The organism is Micromonospora sp. NPDC048169 (genome assembly GCF_040652815.1).
In the GTDB taxonomy this organism is placed as follows: Bacteria; Actinomycetota; Actinomycetes; order Mycobacteriales; family Micromonosporaceae; genus Micromonospora.
Window position 1 is genome coordinate 31,978 of the sequence record NZ_JBEZMS010000037.1, and the last position, 16,058, is coordinate 48,035.

Here is a 16,058-nt window from a genome sequence, read left to right on the forward strand (position 1 = left end):
CCGGCTCGCGCTCCGGACGATGCCGTACCCGGACGTCGCCGCGCTCATCGAGGACGCCGACGCCCGGACGGCACAACAGGCCATGGACTCCGAGAACCTGGCCAGGATTCTGGACCGCCTCGAATTCCTGAACAACTTCGGATACATCTCCGGCATCACAGACCCGGAAGACCCCGAGGTGAAGCGGGAGCGGGCCGAGCGGGAAAGGCACGGCATCAAGCCCCCGCCCATGCCGATCATCGCGCCGGTCGCCCTCCGGCCACCGGAAGTCACTGCGGAGATGGTCGAGCGCTACCGGGAAGCGCAGAAGCCCTACCAAATCCCGGAGAAGCCACAGCCGAAATCCAAGCTCGACCTGCTCAACAGGTCACGTGCAGAAGCGGGGAGGTGATCCATGGCCGGCGGCCGCATCGACATTCTCGTCTCCCCGGATGTGCGGGATTTCGTGCCGCAAATGCGTCGTGGCCTGGCCCCGGCCATCGCCGCGGCGGGCGCAATCGGTGCCAGCATGGGCCTCGCCCTCGGTGGGGCGATGGCGTTCAGCAAAGTCATCGAGATCGGCAACGAGTTCACCACCTCGCTGAACACGATGAAGGCCGTGGCCTCGGCAACCGCGACCGAAATGCAGGCGGTATCCGAGCGCGCGAAGCAGCTCGGCAACGACATCACTCTCCCGGGCACTTCCGCCAACGACGCGGCCGCGGCTATGACCGAGCTCGCCAAGGGCGGGTTTTCGGTGCGTCAATCGATGGACGCCGCGAAAGGCTCGCTGCAGCTGGCGGCCGCCGCCCAGGTAGATGCCGCGGAGGCTGCGCGGATCCAATCGTCGGCCTTGCAGGCATTCGGGTTGCAGGCGAGCGAAGCCGGACGGGTCGCAGATGTGCTGGCGAACACCTCCAACGCATCGGCAGCCGAGATCACCGAGGTCGCCTACGCCCTGCAGTCCGGCGGTGCGGTCGCCCATCAGTTCGGGCTGACCGTCGAGGACACCGCGGCAGCCGTCGGAATGCTCGCGAACAGCGGTATCCGTGGATCCGATGCAGGCACCCTGCTGAAGTCCGCGCTGCTCGCGCTCACCGACCAAGGCAAGCCGGCGCAGGAAGCGATCCGGGAACTCGGGCTCACCGTCTACGACTCGCAAGGCCAGTTCATCGGGCTGCGGTCGCTGATCGAACAATTGGACGTGGCGGCCGGGCGGATGACCCCGGAGATGTATCAGGCTGCCACCGCCACACTGTTCGGGTCGGACGCGATGCGGCTGGCTGCGATCGCCGCGGACAAAGGCGCACTCGGGTTCGACAATATGCATCGCGCGATGAGCCGCCAGGGCTCAGCAGCCGAGGTAGCCGCAGCGAAGATGCAGGGCCTGCCCGGGGCCATGCAGATGGCTACCAACGCCGCCGAGAACCTCGCGCTCGAGGTGTACGACCTCATCAAGGGCCCACTGGAGGGATTCGCGAAAGGAGCTGCGAACCAGATCACCTCCGCGACACCGGTGATCGTCGAAGGACTACACAACACGGCAGACGCCGCGATCTCTGTGAGCCAAGCGATCGGCCCTGTAATCGGGACAATTGCCGATCTGCCAGCCCCGGTATTGGCAGCCGCAGCCGCGTTCGTTGTCTTCCGAACCACCGTCGCCGGAGCGTGGCTGACCTCGGCGGTCGGCGGCATGCAGCGGTTCGGCGCCGCGTCCGTCGCGGTCGCTACTGCCAGCAACCGAGTGGTCCAAGTCGCCGGTATAGGCGCCACAACGCTCGGCCGATTCGGGTCCGCGATCAACCAGTTGGGCACATCGGCTCCGGTGGTGAACCGGATGCAGACCAGCTTCCTCAATGCCGCGGCTGGCGCCAACACTCTCGCCCTCACTCAGGGCACGATCGCTGCCGCTGCGACCGGTGCGCGAGCGGCTGCTGGCGGTTTGGTGAGCATGCTCGGCGGCCCCTGGGTCGTCGCCGTGGTCGCCGCCGGTGCCGCGCTGTTCCAGCTGTGGTCGGAGATGAAGAAGGGCGAGGAGCACGCGAAAGCCGTGCGGAACGCTCTCCGCGAGATCGGACAGGTTCGTAGCGAACTCTCCGAGATCTTCTCCGTCAGTGACGGCGCATTCAACGATCAGGCGATCCAGAACGTGACCCGCCAGATCGGGATCATGAAGAAGTCGCTCGACGACGCGGCAAACTTCCGGCCCGGGTTCTTGGAACGCAATTTCACCCCGCCATGGATGGATACCGCTCGGGACAAGGAGTGGTACGCCGACCGGTGGGAGGGCGCCAAGAAGATCATTGACGACCTAAAGATGTCGGACGAGCAGCTTGCCGCGACTCTCGGTGACACCTCGAAGTTCAACGACCTCTCCGCGAAGTTGCAGGGGTTGGGTCAGGACGGCCGGTTCGCACTGTCAGAGCTGCAGTCGATGCGCGACGAGATCGTCAAAGCTCAGGAGACCGCGAAGAACACGACCCCCGGGTTCGCGACTCTCGGCCAGGCCGTGAAGGTTCTGTCGGACGAGTCCTCCTCGGCGGCCGACCGTATCGATGCGATGAAGACCGCCCTGGACGTGCTGTCCGGGAAGCCGATCGCGGCCCAGGATGCGCTGGCTCAGTACAACGAGCAGGTCCGTGCCACTACCGAGGCCACCACCGAAGTGTGGGATGCGACCAAGGGCTGGGGCGATGCACTCGTCCAGCAGAACGGCCAGGTCAACACAACCACCGAGAACGGTGGCCGGCTCTACGACGAGCTGCTGAAGATCCGTGACGCCACCATTACCGCGGCCGAGGCCGGCGTGGAGATGGGCCCGGTCCTCGCCCAGAACCAGGCGTCGTTCGCCGACCTCGCCCGCGCCACCGGGTTGACCGTGGACCAGGTCGCGAACATGGCCGCCCAGCTCGGCTACCTGCCCAAGGACATCGAGATCCTCGCCCAACTCCGCGGCGCGGACAGCGTCGAGCAGCAGCTCACCGTGATTCAGGGACTGCTGCGGGTGAACGCCAACGGCGTCGAGATTCCCGTGGAGGCGCTGACCGAGGAAGCCAAAGCCAAGCTGACCGAGGCCGGTGGGCTGATCGAGCAGGTAAACGGCAAGCCGGGAATCGTCAAGGTCTCGGCCCCGAACCTTGCAGCTGTCCTGGCCGAGCTGCAGAGGTTGGTCAACACCAACCTTCCGGACAAGACGCAGAAGGTCAACGTCGAGTACCAGGAGGCCACGGCTTCCGGTGAGTGGCGGGCGCCGATGGTGCTGCCGAATGCTGCCCCGCGCGCTGATGGTGGTGTGGATGGTCCCCTGCCGAGTCAGGCCACGATCCAGTCCCCGCAGTCGCGGCTGTATCAGTGGGCCGAACCGGAAACTCTCGGCGAAGCCTTCATACCCTTGGCACCTTCCAAGCGCAGCCGGTCCACGGAGATCCTCGGCCGGGTAGCGGGAATGTTCGGGATGAGCCTGACGCCGATGGCCGACGGCGGTATCGCCACCACCCGGGCGATGGACTTCCTGCGTGGACAGTCCGGTAAGGCTTACCAGTACGGCGGTGTCGGTAACCCGTCGTGGGACTGCTCCGGGTTCATCTCCGCTGCGTACGCCTTGCTGAAGGGCCTGGATCCGTTCACTCGCTGGTTCACTACGGAATCGGATTTCTCTTCGCTGGGGTTCCTTCCGGGCCTGGATCCGACCGGCCGCGGCCTGTCAATCGGCGTGTATCGCGGTGGAGGCGGCCAGTACTCGCACATGGCCGGCGCGCTGGCCGGTGTCGCGTTGGAGTCCGGCGCAAACGGTGTCCGGGTCGGATCGGGTGCGCAGTCGGCGGCCGGTGGCCAGCTCCCACTGAAGTTCTACCTGCCAGCGAGTTCGTTCAACCCCCCTGACGCGGGTGGTCGCCAGCAGCGGAGCCGGGAATCGGAGAAGACCTGGGACGAGAGCAATGACCTCGAGCTCGAATCGGCTCGCATATCCGTGCGGCAGGCTCAAGAGGCCCGCGACCGGGACTTTGCCGACCCGAAGAAGACCCCGGACGACAAACGCGAGGCTGAGATCCGCGTCCGACAGGCGGAGCTGCGCGTCCAGAAGATGGAGCAGGAGAAGGCAGAAGCGAATGCCACCGGTGGCCCTGCCTCTGAAGCGCCTGAGCTGACGGGGTCGATGACCGACGACGAGATTCGCCTGGCCGATCTGCAGGACTCGATCGAGAACGCGAAGTTCGATCGCGATGACGTCTATGCGGACCCCAATTCGACGGACGCGGAGCGTAAAGCCGCGGACCGCGAGGTGTATGCGGCGATGAACGCGCTGGCTGCCGAGCAGAAGAAGCAATGCGAATCCTCGACTGGCTCACTGGGTACCGGCAGCGGCGGAGTCGTCGACCTGTTCGGCGAGGCGGCGAAATCCTTCGTCACCGGTCAGCTCTCCGATGCGCTCAACGTGGTCGGTCTGGGTGGGGATGTGCAGGGAGTGATCGGCGCCGGTATCGGGATCGCTGCGGAGCTGGAGAAGAAGCGCCGCGAGGACGCCTCGAAACCATCTCCCGCGAACGCCAGCGCGGATGAGCTTGCGAAGCAGGGGCCGGTGGTGCCGGGAACCGCGAACTGGATGGAGCAGTTGATGAAGACGCTCATGATTCCTGCGGTGATCCGCGACCAGGGTGGGCCCTTGCTGAACAACACGGCCGCGATCAATACCTCCGGCGAGACGGAGTGGGTGCTCACCGGTGCGGAGATGCGGGCCGCTGCAGCGTCGCGGCCGTCGCCGACGCAGAACATCGACAACCGGATGGTGATTGAGAACCTGCACACCGGCATGACCCAGGGGGAGTTCCGGCGTGAATGGAAGATGATGCAGATCAGCCAGCGTGACCGCTCCCGCGGGACGGTGCGCCGATGATCGACCCACCTGACGACACTCTCATCGAGCTCGAGGGTTGCAACAGCCGGTGGTGGACGTTCGCCGGAGAGGGTCAGTGGGATCACGGCCTGGCCTTGGCGTCCGAGGACGACGGCACCGACTTCGACAGTATGTACGAGACGCCGATGTCGGCGATCTACAACAGCACTGCGTTCCAGATTGGCGCGACCTTCGGCGGGGTGCGGGAGGAGAAGTACGACTTCATCCTCGCTCTGCACATCAAGGGCGAGAAGGGGCAGCCATGGCGGTACACCGATTCCGATCTGCGGAAGTCGCTGTCCGCCTTCCGCGACGCGAAGCTGTGGGTGACCACCTCCGACTCCCGGCGGCATCTGCCGATTCGGCTGGCCGGCAACGTGAAGATCAAGGCGGTCAACGACCCCAACAGTGAGCAGTACGGGCTGGCGTTGCTGCCACTGGTGGGCGCGTTCCCGCGGTGGATCGGCGCCCCCCTCATCTCCACGTTCGTCACCACCACCGACACCACCGGCGGCGGTTCGGAGACCGGGTATGTGACCGTCTCCAATCCGCTGCCCATGGATTTCGAGATCTTCCCGAAGTGGGAGATTCAGGCCAGTGCTGCGGGCATGGTCGTCACGCTCCCGGACTACTCATGGGGGAGCGACGAGTACGAGCGGGCGGAGGAGGACGCGCTCCGCAAAGTGGAGTTGGCCCCGCTGCTTCTTGGCGAGAACCTGAAGATCGACACCGACAAGATGGCGTTCGGCGGCCAGTTCAACTCATCCCTGGATACCGAGTATCCGCAGCGGATGGGCGGCAAGCGCCTTGTCTATTCGATCCCCGGTGAGACTCCACCTATCCAGGTTCCCGTCACTGTGACGGGTGCGCCTATCGGTACCGGAATTCGGGTCATCTGTCCACGGCCTTGGCCGCGGCCCTGGGGATTGGAGTAGCCGGTGACATCCGTCGAAACGATCGACTTCGATCAGGTATTCGGCGAGATCGCCGAGCGGCTCCGCAAGGACCAAGACCGCCGGATCAAACCACCACTCACACGGATCTTCGACGCGGATGGCGTGTTCATCGGCGAGGTCCACAACGAGATCTCCGCGAAGTTCACCCTGCCGGAGAACGAGACCGGCATCGGCACCATCGAACTCCCGGCCCGCTACTACCTGTCGAAGTGGCTGACCAACCACGACGACCGCAACACCGACAACGTCATCATCACTGTCGACAAGGACGGCGCCCGCTGGTCGGGGATGCTCGACGACCTCGAGCAGTACAAGGGCGAAGACGGACAACGGATCGTCAAGGCGACGTTCAAGTCCGACTTCGAACACCTCAAGCACATCCTGACCTACAGCAATCCGTTCCTGCCGCCGGAGATCCAGTTCCCGCGGCTGTGGATCCTGTTCGGGCCAGCGAAGTGGGCACTGAAGACCACGCTGTTCGTGAACCTGCTGCGCCTGCAGGGCCTCGACGGGCTATGGACTCTCCCCGATGATCCGGTAGACCCCGAGGGCTGGTTCGATCTGGATCAGTCGAATTGGGGACACGTTGTCGCGCCACTGTCCATCACGGACGACAACTCCCAGTTCGCGATCGTGCACTCTCGCTGGAAGTACTTCTTCGACGTGCAGAAGCGGATCACCGCCGACGCACAGTTGACGTGGGAACCCCGGAGGTTCCTCGAAGGCGATCCTCCGCCGTGGCCGGGAGCGAACCTCCGCCCGGGAACGATCGTGTGGGACCTTGTCGACAACAGCGGCTGGGACACCGAAACCTCGTTCGGTGGCAACCTGTTCACCGGCCTGGTGCGAGCGTTCACCTCGATCGGGTCGGACGGCATGGCCGAGGGTATCGACGTCATCGACGACCCCACCTTCCCGGCTGAGTACTCGATCCCCGGTTGGAAGGGCACCATCCCCCGGGCACCGGGCATCATCCTCCGCGACGGCGACCGAACCGGCATCCAGTCCAACAGCTTCCACTGGAAGCCAGCCACCGACACGGAGTTCGCGACCGGCGGCCACTCGATGCCAGGTGTCAACGAGCTCATCTCCGCGACGATCAACATGGTCGGTGACCTGATCGCCGCGGCCTTGTTCATCCCGCCGGTCGGCGGCATGGCAGACGCCCTGCTGAAACCTCTGTACACCGACGTGTTCTTGGCGTTCATGAAGTGGCAAGACATAGGTCGAGCTCAGCGTTTGGGCTGGCAGCACTACTTCGAAACCTGGTGCGAGGGATCGGATAGGGCCTATACCCTTTCCGCCCTCATCGCCCTCCGCACGGGCATGTGGCGGACCCGGGAGCAAACCACCCACTCGGTCACTGTCGCTGACGGGGTCGAGGGCCTGCTCATCGGGCAGAACGGCTACGGCAATGCCTGGCTCGGCACCCGCATCGGCACCACAGTCAAGGACTGGGGCAAGCCCGGTCGGGTCTATGTCGAGCGCATCACCGAACTAGTCCTGGCCTGGGATCGGGAGACCACTCCCGCCTGGACGATCACGGTCGGCCACCGCGAACCGGAAGACCCAGTGCAGGAAGCCCTGGAAATGCTGCAGGAAATCTCATCTATCGCCCGTGACCTGGGCGTCGCCTAGGAGGACGAGTGGGGAAGATCTGGCGGCTGGAAGACATCGACCCCGAGAACCCCGAGGAGCGGTTCCTTCCTGTGCTGCAGTTCATCCCGATCGGTTGGGGTGGTGATTCGAACAGCCGGCAGCGGATCGTGTGGCCGGAGGCTATCGCTCGAGCGATCTCCAAACACCTCACCGAGGCCGGGTGCCCACCGATCGATCCTGCTCTGGCGACGAAGAAACTGCGAGCGCCGTATCGCGGGGAACAGCATCCGCTCAACGGTATGGGTGGCTGGGTTCCGCTCGACGAGGAAGACCCGGAACCGGTTGTCATCCAGGATCCGGCGACGATGACGAAGCGGGAACGGCAGGCAGTGGTTGAGCGGCTGCGGTTTCTCCGGTATCGAATCAACGAACCCGAGCCGGAGCAGCCGGTTGCGAAGGTGGTCGACACGATCGACGGCCCGCCGCGGTTCGACCCCTCCACGCATACGGTCACCGAAACCAACGCCTACCTGCGCGAACTCGCCGAGACCGACGAGGTTGAGAAGCGGAGGGTCCTGTACACCGAGCGCCACGGCCAGGCCCGCAACGGCATTCTGAAGCGCTGGTCCTGATGAGTTACCTCGACGACGTCGACACCGTGCTCACCGCATGGTTGGGCTGGTACGGCCGCCACGTCGAACCGGTCGGCCAGCTGGCGCATCCGTCGGTGTCGAAGCTGGAGATCAACCGCGACCGTCACCCGAGGTGGAAGCGGACCATCCCAGCCGAGCAGATAGCGGAGATCCGGCGGGGCGTGCAGCTGTTCGAGGGCTCGATCGCGTGGGGCGGGGACAAGGTCCGCGCTGATGAGGCGCATTTCTGGATCGCCCGATTGCAGGAGGATCCACTGCTCGTGTTCTTCGCGGAGCGGGTGCGGTCCGGCTATCTCAACGACGAATAGAGGAGCGGAATATGGGCTGGTCTGGAGATCCGACCTGGCTCGCTGATGTGCTGCGGGCCGAAGGGCTCAACGTCGTCGAAATGCCCGACTGGAAAGAGCGCGGCCACGGCGACTTCGGCGACATCTGGGGCATCGTTGCCCACCACACCGGCGGGTCGAACACTCCGCCGTCGGAGATCGCCTACGGGTTCTCCCACCTGCCCGGTCCGCTGTCGCAGATTCATCTCGCCCGCAATGGAACGGTCACCGTCGTAGCAGTCGGTGTCGCATGGCACGCAGGGCTGGGCGCATACCCGGGGCTCCCGATGAATAACGCGAACTTCCGAACGATTGGCATCGAGGCAGCAAACAACGGCACCGAGGGGTGGTCGCCCGCCCAATACGACGCCTATGTGCGCTGCTGCGCCGCGATCTTGCGAAAGCTTGGCAAGGGGGCGGGGAACGTCATCGGCCACAAGGAATGGGCCGGCGCCGCGCAGGGGAAGTGGGATCCGGGCGGCATGAACATGAATGACTTCCGAGCCGATGTGCAGAAGGCCATCGGCGACCCGGCATCAGTAAGAGGTGAGGGCACCGTGTGGGGAGATCTGTTCACCAACTTCAAGAAAACCGAGGTCAGCTACGGCACGGCCATCTACTACATCGACCAGAAGGTCAACGAGATGTGGGAGCAGGTGGTGCGCGGCTGGAAGCAGCTCGGCACCAACGACAAAGGAGAGCCGCTGACCCTGGTCGACTCGCAGGCCGAGCAGAACGCTCGCCTGGAACGGCTTGAAACCAAGCTCGACCAACTGCTCGGCAAAGAGGAGGGATCGCAGTGACAAGGCTGAAGAACCTGCTGAAGAACGAGCCTGTGGCCGCTGCGGTCGGCGCCATCGTGACCGCCGTCTTCGCCTACTTGGTGACGAGTGGGGCGATGACCGCCGACTCTGCGGACTTCACCGCCGCGGTGCTCACTGTCGTACTGGGCGTGCCGATCGCTGCTGGCGTCCGGTCGAAGGTGACGCCTGTGGCCCAGCCTCGTGTGGAGGAGTGAGGCGCTGCTCGTTGCCGGATCTCCGGCTGGAAGTCGGGGTTTGGTGGATGAGGAGGGTGTAGATGTCCAGCCAAGATTACGGGGTGTCGACGCGGACACTGACCGCGCTGGTGTGGGTCGTGACGGTCGTCTGGGCCGGAAATATCGTCGCACCCCTGGTGATAACCACCTATCAGGGGAACACCGGTGTAAACGGGATTATGGGCGCCATCATCGGCCTTTTGGGCGCCGCGCGGTTCCAAGCATCCCGCAATCGGGACCGGGAACAGGGTGATAACAATGAGTAACGTTCTCCTGCAACTGGCATTCGGTGCGGCGTGCATCGCAGCGGGATTTCTGGCCGGACTGTCACTGAGCTGGCGCGAATACAAGCGGGGCGGAAAGAGCATCACCGTGCCTGCACTGCCGCGCACCGACCGCCAACAGGCGTACTCGCTGCTCGTGGTGGCGCTGGTGACGCTGGCGAGCACAGCATTCGCTGCGATCCAGTCGACTCAACAGCAGGAATGCAACACCGAGTTCCGTACCACGCTGATCGCCCGCAGCGCCATCACCGCTGAGAATCAGCGTCACCTCGACGACATGATCTCCGTGATCGCTGATGCCTCGGCGAACCCACGGCCGGGGGGTGGTGAGCGAATTCGGCAGGCGATCCTCGACTATCAGGCATGGTCGGTGGAGGCAGATCAGCGGCGGGCCGACAACCCGCTCGCTGACCCGAAGTGTGGTCGGTGACATGACCACTCCGCATCTACCCGAAGCCCCGGGTGATGCCTTCGTCGTCGGATCTGACTACGGGTCGAATCTCAACGAGACGTCGATCCTGGCTATCGCCACCGGCGGAGCGAAAGGCAGCTTCACCGGGGTGCAGGGCGCGGTCGGGTCCCAGCTGCGCACTCCGATCGCGGACGCCGCCTACCTTGCGGCCAATGCGCAGGGGTCTGCGGACGAAGCGGTCACCACCGCACAGGCTGCAGCCAACGCCGCCGCGGCCGCCGGCGAGAAAGCCGACATCGCCTACGAGAACGCCCACTACTGGTCGGTCGAGTGCGTGGTAGCGAGCGCCGCTGTGGTGCTGGGTGTGAACGAGCTATTGCTGGGCCCGGTGCTGAACGTCCCGGACGGACTGGAAGCCCGGCTGACCGACGCCCATTTCGCCTGCATTAGCCAGCCGGCCGGCTGCACGATCGACATCAAGCGGTGGAACGCCGCGGGAACTATCGCGGACGTCATCCATACGCAGGTGTTGGGTGCGAACGTAACCCGCTATAACGCCCCGGCGCTCGACATTCCGGTGTTCGACAAGGAGCGGTTCTTCTACGACGTGACCAACGTTGTCGGTTCCGTCGCGCCGACCGTGCTCCAGATCAACGTCTCCGGCGTCTACTTCCCCGAACCCTGAGAGGCATCGTGAAGGTATTCCATGCCGTCGCCGAGGCGACGAACTACGAATCGTCTTGGTCGATCCAGCCCTACCGGGAAGCGCTGTGGCGCGCTGCGCTCCAGGTCGAAAGCCTGGACGGATACTTCGACATGGCTCCAGCCGCGTCGGCTGCCGGAATACTCACCGCGGCGATCGACCGGTTCGATACGCACACCGAGGAGCTGCGACCACTCGTGGCTGCCGAGGACTTCGCTGGCCTGTACGGCAACAAGCGGATCTTCCAGGGGATGCGCAAGTTCCTGAACGCCAACGGCGGCCACATCACCGGAGCGATCGACCAGTCCGAGCTGGACGCACCCGACGGGGGCGACTCGACGCCGTGAGTTTCCTGATCCGCAGGAACCTCCCCCTGGCTTGGGCGGGCTGGTATGACAGCTTCGACACCTATGGCGTGGGCCCGATGCGACGGCCGTGGGTGTGGCTGGGGGACGGTACCCGCGGAGACTATAACGCCTTGGGCGAGTTCCACCTCCCGGCGAACTACTTCACGAACAACGGCGGCGGCCCCTCGTACGAATTTCAACCTTTCACGCCGCACTGGGGCCTGGAATGGGAGGTCTGGTGGCCGGTAGAAGGTCTGGCGGCCCAGAGCTTCACATGCTTCATCACCGACTCCTGGGCCCGGGTCGGCGCGCTTTTTCAGAACCTGCTGGGTATCCAGCTCCGCCACACCAGCAGCGGGGACACGATCGGAATCAACGGATACCCGACCATCATCGGGTTCAACGATCACGAGGGTCAGTTCACCCCACCTGCTCCGTACTTCGGAAAGTACACAACCGTCAGGATTTGGTGCGAGAACGACGAGTTCCTGCGGCTCTGGGTGGACGGCCAGTACATGGGAAGCCAGATGCTGACCAACCCGACCTTCAAGCCGGGCCCTGATCGCCGATGTGTGCGCTTCCTCAATGCGGCGCTGTGCGACTGCTGGATGCGCTGGATCCAGCACTACGACAAGCCCTCCTCGGTGCCCAACAAGAACGTATGGGTCCCACAGCTCACCGACAACTTCAATCGCGAAGACGGCCCGGTCGATAACGGATGGACACAGATCGGCACCAACGCCGGGCTCGTCGGCGGCTCATGGGCGAATACCGGCACCACCGATGGATCACGCGGCCTCCTCCGGAACACCGGCATCAGTACCGGTCGCGTCCGGATCGAAGCAACAGTGGGGGGCGCGGTCGGACCGAACAACACCGCATCCTCGGGGCTGGTCCTGTGTTCCAACGCTGCCGGCACTTCAGGGCTGATCGCGAACGTCATAGCAGGGCAACTAGGCATCGGCTACTTCTCGGACTCCTTGTCGGGAAACCCGCCGACCTTCACCTACTACCGAACCCTGACGACCGGGGTGACGGTCTCCGCAGGAGACAAGATCGCGTTCTCCAGCTACGGGTCACTCATCTGGATCGAAGTCAACGGGACGCCCCGACTCTATGCGGTCAGCGACACGTACACCGCGAACACCTACGCGGGCCTTCGGGTTTCGCGCGCCAGCTCGACGTACTCGGCGTCGTGGAATGACGTCACGATCTTCACAGGTCTCGGCTGATATCGCCCCAGCGATGCCTGGCCGCACAGCTCCACCCTAGGGAGGTAACCGATGACGGTAATCAGTGAGCCCATCGAGAACATCGCTGGCGCCGACAACGGCACAGGGTTCTACTTCTCGGCACCCGCAATCCGGGAGAGCGACGACGGCACCCGCCTTATCACCGTGCACCCCCTCGTCGTCACCGCGATCGACGGAGTCCTGACCACGCCTGACCTAGACCCCGGGCCGGCGACAGTTCGTATCGGCCAGCACACCTACCACATCGAGATCCCCGACAGCCCCACCCCGATCCGGTTGTGGCCACTCGTCGAGGCCGGTCTGCCGGTCCCTCCCGCCGAGGAAGCCACCGCGGTCCGCAATGGCGGGGGAGTAAGGCGCATCGCGGTAGCGGAACTCGACGACTACCTCGCGATGCCCACCCCGGACCCCGAAACCGTCTACATCGTCCCCGAATAAACCCCACTCCCACCGATCCGAGGCCCTCGCAACGCGGGGGCCTTTCTCATGCCCACAGATAGGAGCAGGCCATGGCCGCCAGCGCGAAACTGTATGGACTCGCCCAGAAGTCGTTCTTCAACAAGGAAATCGACTGGGACACCGACACAATCAAGGTGATGCTGTGCACCAGCTCGTATACCCCAGATCAGGACACGCATCAGTACAAGTCCTCAATCACCAATGAGGTGACCGGCACCGGGTATACCGCGGGCGGGGCGACGCTGACTTCCTGCACCGCCACCTATAACGCTGGCACCAACACTCTCACCCTTGACGCTGCTGACGTGTCCTGGCCGAACAGCACCATCACCGCCCGGTATGCGGTGATCTACGACTCCACCCCAGCGACCGACGCCACCCGGCCGCTGATCGGCTATGTCGATTTCGATCAGAACATTTCCACGACCGCGGGCACCTTCAGCATCGTTTGGGACGCGGCCGGGATCATCACCGCGACAGCGGCGTAACCGGAGATCAGGGTGGGGATATTCGCCCGCGGCCGCGGTATGCAACGCGTCTACCTGCCGGACGGGCGCCGAGGTGCGCGCGTGTACCTCGGCGAGCGGATGGTGTGGTCCGACGCATCTCTGGGTGTCGTCGGTGTCACCGCCGCGGCAGTGACGGTGTCTATGCACGCACCACTGGTCGTCCCGGGGTTTGGTGCGCCTACCGCGGTGTTGACGCTGCAGATGCGGGCGCCGGCTGTGCAGACCCACGTCTCAGTGCAGGTGCCGCGCGCGACCACTACGTTGTCGATGCGCGCCCCTGATATCCCCAAGGTCGCGGCCGCTCCGAAGGCGATGCTGTCATTGCAGATGCTTGCCCCGACATACGTGGATGCCGAGGTCGTGTCCCCGCCGGCGATCTTGGTGGCGGTGATGATGCCGCCTCCGATTGTGGGTATCGCGGTAGCACCGTCCGCCGCGGGGGTGTCGCTATCGATGCCAGTGCCTGCGTTGTCGGCTACGTCATCGTTCGTTGCGCCATCGGCTGCCGCGGATCTGGCGATGGTGACGCCTGGATATGCGATCGCGACAGTGCCCCCACCGAGCGGGGTCGGCTTCGGGATGCCGACGCCCGCTGTTTCGGCGGACTCCTCGGTGTCTCCCACTCCTGCGACTGTCACTGTGACGGTTCCGCTGCCAGTTGTGGGTGTAGCTGTCGCTCCACCGGCCATGCAATCCAGTGCCACGATGAACCTTCCTGCTGTCTCCGGCAGCAGTACATTCGCTGCGCCGACGGTGACAGCAACCAGCCTGGCTCGGCTACCCGTGGTTACCGGGTCCTCGTCTGTGGCCGCGCCAGTCGCTGTGGTGTCTACCGCGGCGCCTCTTCCGGCAGTGACCGCGATCCACATCACTCAGCTCGGGATGGCGAAGAACGGCAATTACGCCATCCAGAGCACGTATGCTGTCGTGCCGAGCTGGACAGCGGAGTCCGGAACTACCCTGTCGGGGAACGGAATCCTGGTGACGACAGCAGGGAACTACACGATCGCAACGGCCCTGACCGTGACCAATGGGAATACATTCAGTGCTCGGCAGGTGACGCTGCGGCTGCAGGTGAACACCTCGACGACCCTGGCGACAGGCTCTACACCCAGCGTCGCCGCGAGTGCGACACAGGCGTATCCGCTGTCGGTCGCCTCACGCGCTTACAGCGTCGGCGATATCGTCACGCTCGAGGCGGATTCCAATGTCAACAACGACATCTCCCTGGTATCAGGGGGGACTGTGCGCCTGGTCCCGGTCACCTGACCCGCGCCCGTGGTCCACACCTAAGTGCCCCGCATTCGACGCCCTCGCTGGTCCTGACATCGGGATCGGTGGGGGCGACTTCGGCATTGAACCTCTAACGCTCTCGGCCCCCGAGGTCCCGGCCACGCTCACGACCGCGGGCTTCATCGGCGCGCGCCCGTGTCACGTGTGGTGGCTCCTCTATCCGTCCCTCGGCGGCAGCGCGGGCGATCTCCGGCGGTATCCCACGAGCCATCAACTCCTTTTGGACCCGGTCCACTTCGCGTTCGCGGTTGGACCGGAGATCGCTTCCCGGCGACGACAGTTGGGCATATACGACTGCCTGTGCCGCGTCGGCAGGGACTCCTTTCTCGACCAGCGATGCGATGCGGTCGTTCATTGCCCGCCGGTGTGCAGCATGTTCTTCGCGCTCTCGTTCGGGCAGTTCACGGGCGAGTTCTTTCGGGTCACGACCGCGGTCGCTGTCGCGCAGCACCGGGGTCGGTATCGTTGCCGCTCGCAGGCGCGCCTCGTTCGGATCGAGGCCCTGGGCGATGAACCGTTCCCGATTGACGTCGAGGGCGAGCTGGTTGAGTTCTGCACGTTGCCTGCGCCCGGTCTCGTGCTCGACAACTGCGCCGATAGCCCCGATCTGCCGCATAACCGGGCCGTCTTTCTCCTGGCGGATAGCTTCCTTCTCACGCAACTGCTCGGCCAGCTTCTCGGCTGGCTCAGGGGAGCGGGCAGCGGCTTCCCGCTCCGTTCGGCGTTCCAACTCCTGGTTCTTCCCAAGGGAGTACGCCAGTCCTTGAAAGTGCTCGCGCCCGGTTTCCAGATTGATTCGGCCTGTGTCGATCTGCTGCTGTAGCTCTCGGGCTGCCTGCTCGGCCCCCTTATCAATCAGCTCCCGCTCTCGTTGGGTAAGCGTGTGGGTGATCTGGTCGATAGCCGTGTGCCGTTCATGATCCAGCTTGCTGAGCTGGGTGTTGTGCTCCTTCTCCAGATCGCTCGCGGCCTGGAACCTCAGTCCTAGCGCCTTGCGGTCCTCCGCGGCGATGTCTCGCTCCGCGACCGCCTGAGTATGGGCGAGCTCCCGCAGATCGCGATTCATCAGCCGAACTTGCTCGATCCCCGCAGTCGGAGCCTCCAGCGCATACCCACGCGCGATATCGGCGACCGACAGCCCACGTTCATCCCGTTCCGGGAGCCGCCCGAGCTGCGCTGCGAGTTCGGCATGGCGTTCCCGCTCCAGCGCCCTGGCGCCGGCCTCCATGATCCGGTTATAGACGCGTTCGTTCATCGATCGATGGACGAACCATGTCGGGGAGCGTGCTTTAATGGCAGCGCGCAACCCTTGAGCGTGGCGCGACAACACCGGGTCGCGCACGGCGCGGGTG

The 16,058-nt window shown here is 64.6% G+C and carries 17 protein-coding genes; 16 read left to right on the forward strand and 1 reads right to left on the reverse strand.

The window, feature by feature from the left end:
* The first annotated feature begins 19 nt into the window (after positions 1-19).
* The 16 genes from AB0D28_RS24900 to AB0D28_RS24975 all read left to right on the forward strand — a co-directional run bounded on the left by AB0D28_RS24900 (position 20) and on the right by AB0D28_RS24975 (position 14,682).
* The gene (locus AB0D28_RS24900; RefSeq protein ID WP_357389473.1) at positions 20-391 is read left to right on the forward strand and encodes a hypothetical protein; all 372 of its coding nucleotides are present in this window, start codon (positions 20-22) and stop codon (positions 389-391) included.
* 3 nt (positions 392-394) lie between these two features.
* Positions 395-4,873: a phage tail tape measure protein gene (locus AB0D28_RS24905; RefSeq protein WP_357389475.1), complete on the forward strand. Its 4,479-nt coding sequence runs from the start codon at positions 395-397 to the stop codon at positions 4,871-4,873.
* Complete coding sequence (locus AB0D28_RS24910) at positions 4,870-5,808, forward strand: hypothetical protein (protein WP_357389477.1); 939 nt, start codon at positions 4,870-4,872, stop codon at positions 5,806-5,808. The genes AB0D28_RS24905 and AB0D28_RS24910 overlap by 4 nt, the downstream gene beginning before the upstream one ends.
* A gap of 3 nt (positions 5,809-5,811) precedes the next feature.
* Positions 5,812-7,467 carry a hypothetical protein gene (locus tag AB0D28_RS24915; protein ID WP_357389479.1) on the forward strand — a complete coding sequence of 552 codons (1,656 nt, stop codon included), beginning with the start codon at positions 5,812-5,814 and terminating at the stop codon, positions 7,465-7,467.
* Between the two features lie 8 nt (positions 7,468-7,475).
* Positions 7,476-8,060 (forward strand): DUF2744 domain-containing protein, encoded by a 585-nt coding sequence (locus AB0D28_RS24920; protein WP_357389481.1) that lies wholly within the window; start codon positions 7,476-7,478, stop codon positions 8,058-8,060.
* A complete protein-coding gene (locus AB0D28_RS24925; RefSeq protein WP_357389483.1) occupies positions 8,060-8,389 on the forward strand; it encodes a hypothetical protein in 330 nt (109 codons plus the stop codon). The genes AB0D28_RS24920 and AB0D28_RS24925 overlap by 1 nt, the downstream gene beginning before the upstream one ends.
* 11 nt (positions 8,390-8,400) lie before the next feature.
* The gene (locus AB0D28_RS24930; protein WP_357389485.1) at positions 8,401-9,210 is read left to right on the forward strand and encodes an N-acetylmuramoyl-L-alanine amidase; all 810 of its coding nucleotides are present in this window, start codon (positions 8,401-8,403) and stop codon (positions 9,208-9,210) included.
* A complete protein-coding gene (locus AB0D28_RS24935; protein WP_357389487.1) occupies positions 9,207-9,425 on the forward strand; it encodes a hypothetical protein in 219 nt (72 codons plus the stop codon). The genes AB0D28_RS24930 and AB0D28_RS24935 overlap by 4 nt, the downstream gene beginning before the upstream one ends.
* A 62-nt stretch (positions 9,426-9,487) precedes the next feature.
* Entirely contained in the window at positions 9,488-9,712 is a 225-nt protein-coding gene (locus tag AB0D28_RS24940) for a hypothetical protein (protein WP_357389489.1), read from the forward strand.
* Entirely contained in the window at positions 9,705-10,160 is a 456-nt protein-coding gene (locus AB0D28_RS24945; RefSeq protein WP_357389491.1) for a hypothetical protein, read from the forward strand. Before AB0D28_RS24940 ends, AB0D28_RS24945 begins: the two co-directional genes overlap by 8 nt.
* Position 10,161: 1 nt before the next feature.
* Positions 10,162-10,827 (forward strand): hypothetical protein, encoded by a 666-nt coding sequence (locus AB0D28_RS24950; protein WP_357389493.1) that lies wholly within the window; start codon positions 10,162-10,164, stop codon positions 10,825-10,827.
* An 8-nt stretch (positions 10,828-10,835) separates the two neighbouring features.
* Positions 10,836-11,192 carry a hypothetical protein gene (locus AB0D28_RS24955; protein ID WP_357389495.1) on the forward strand — a complete coding sequence of 119 codons (357 nt, stop codon included), beginning with the start codon at positions 10,836-10,838 and terminating at the stop codon, positions 11,190-11,192.
* The gene (locus tag AB0D28_RS24960; RefSeq protein WP_357389497.1) at positions 11,189-12,424 is read left to right on the forward strand and encodes a hypothetical protein; all 1,236 of its coding nucleotides are present in this window, start codon (positions 11,189-11,191) and stop codon (positions 12,422-12,424) included. Before AB0D28_RS24955 ends, AB0D28_RS24960 begins: the two co-directional genes overlap by 4 nt.
* A 51-nt stretch (positions 12,425-12,475) precedes the next feature.
* Positions 12,476-12,883 (forward strand): hypothetical protein, encoded by a 408-nt coding sequence (locus AB0D28_RS24965; RefSeq protein ID WP_357389499.1) that lies wholly within the window; start codon positions 12,476-12,478, stop codon positions 12,881-12,883.
* Between the two features lie 71 nt (positions 12,884-12,954).
* Entirely contained in the window at positions 12,955-13,392 is a 438-nt protein-coding gene (locus AB0D28_RS24970) for a hypothetical protein (protein ID WP_357389501.1), read from the forward strand.
* 81 nt (positions 13,393-13,473) lie between these two features.
* On the forward strand, positions 13,474-14,682 hold the full coding sequence (locus AB0D28_RS24975) for a hypothetical protein (RefSeq protein ID WP_357389503.1): 1,209 nt from the start codon (positions 13,474-13,476) through the stop codon (positions 14,680-14,682).
* Between the two features lie 94 nt (positions 14,683-14,776).
* Here AB0D28_RS24975 and AB0D28_RS24980 read toward each other — a convergent pair.
* Positions 14,777-16,058 (reverse strand): hypothetical protein (locus AB0D28_RS24980; RefSeq protein WP_357389504.1); only part of this gene is annotated, 1,282 nt, incomplete at its 5' end.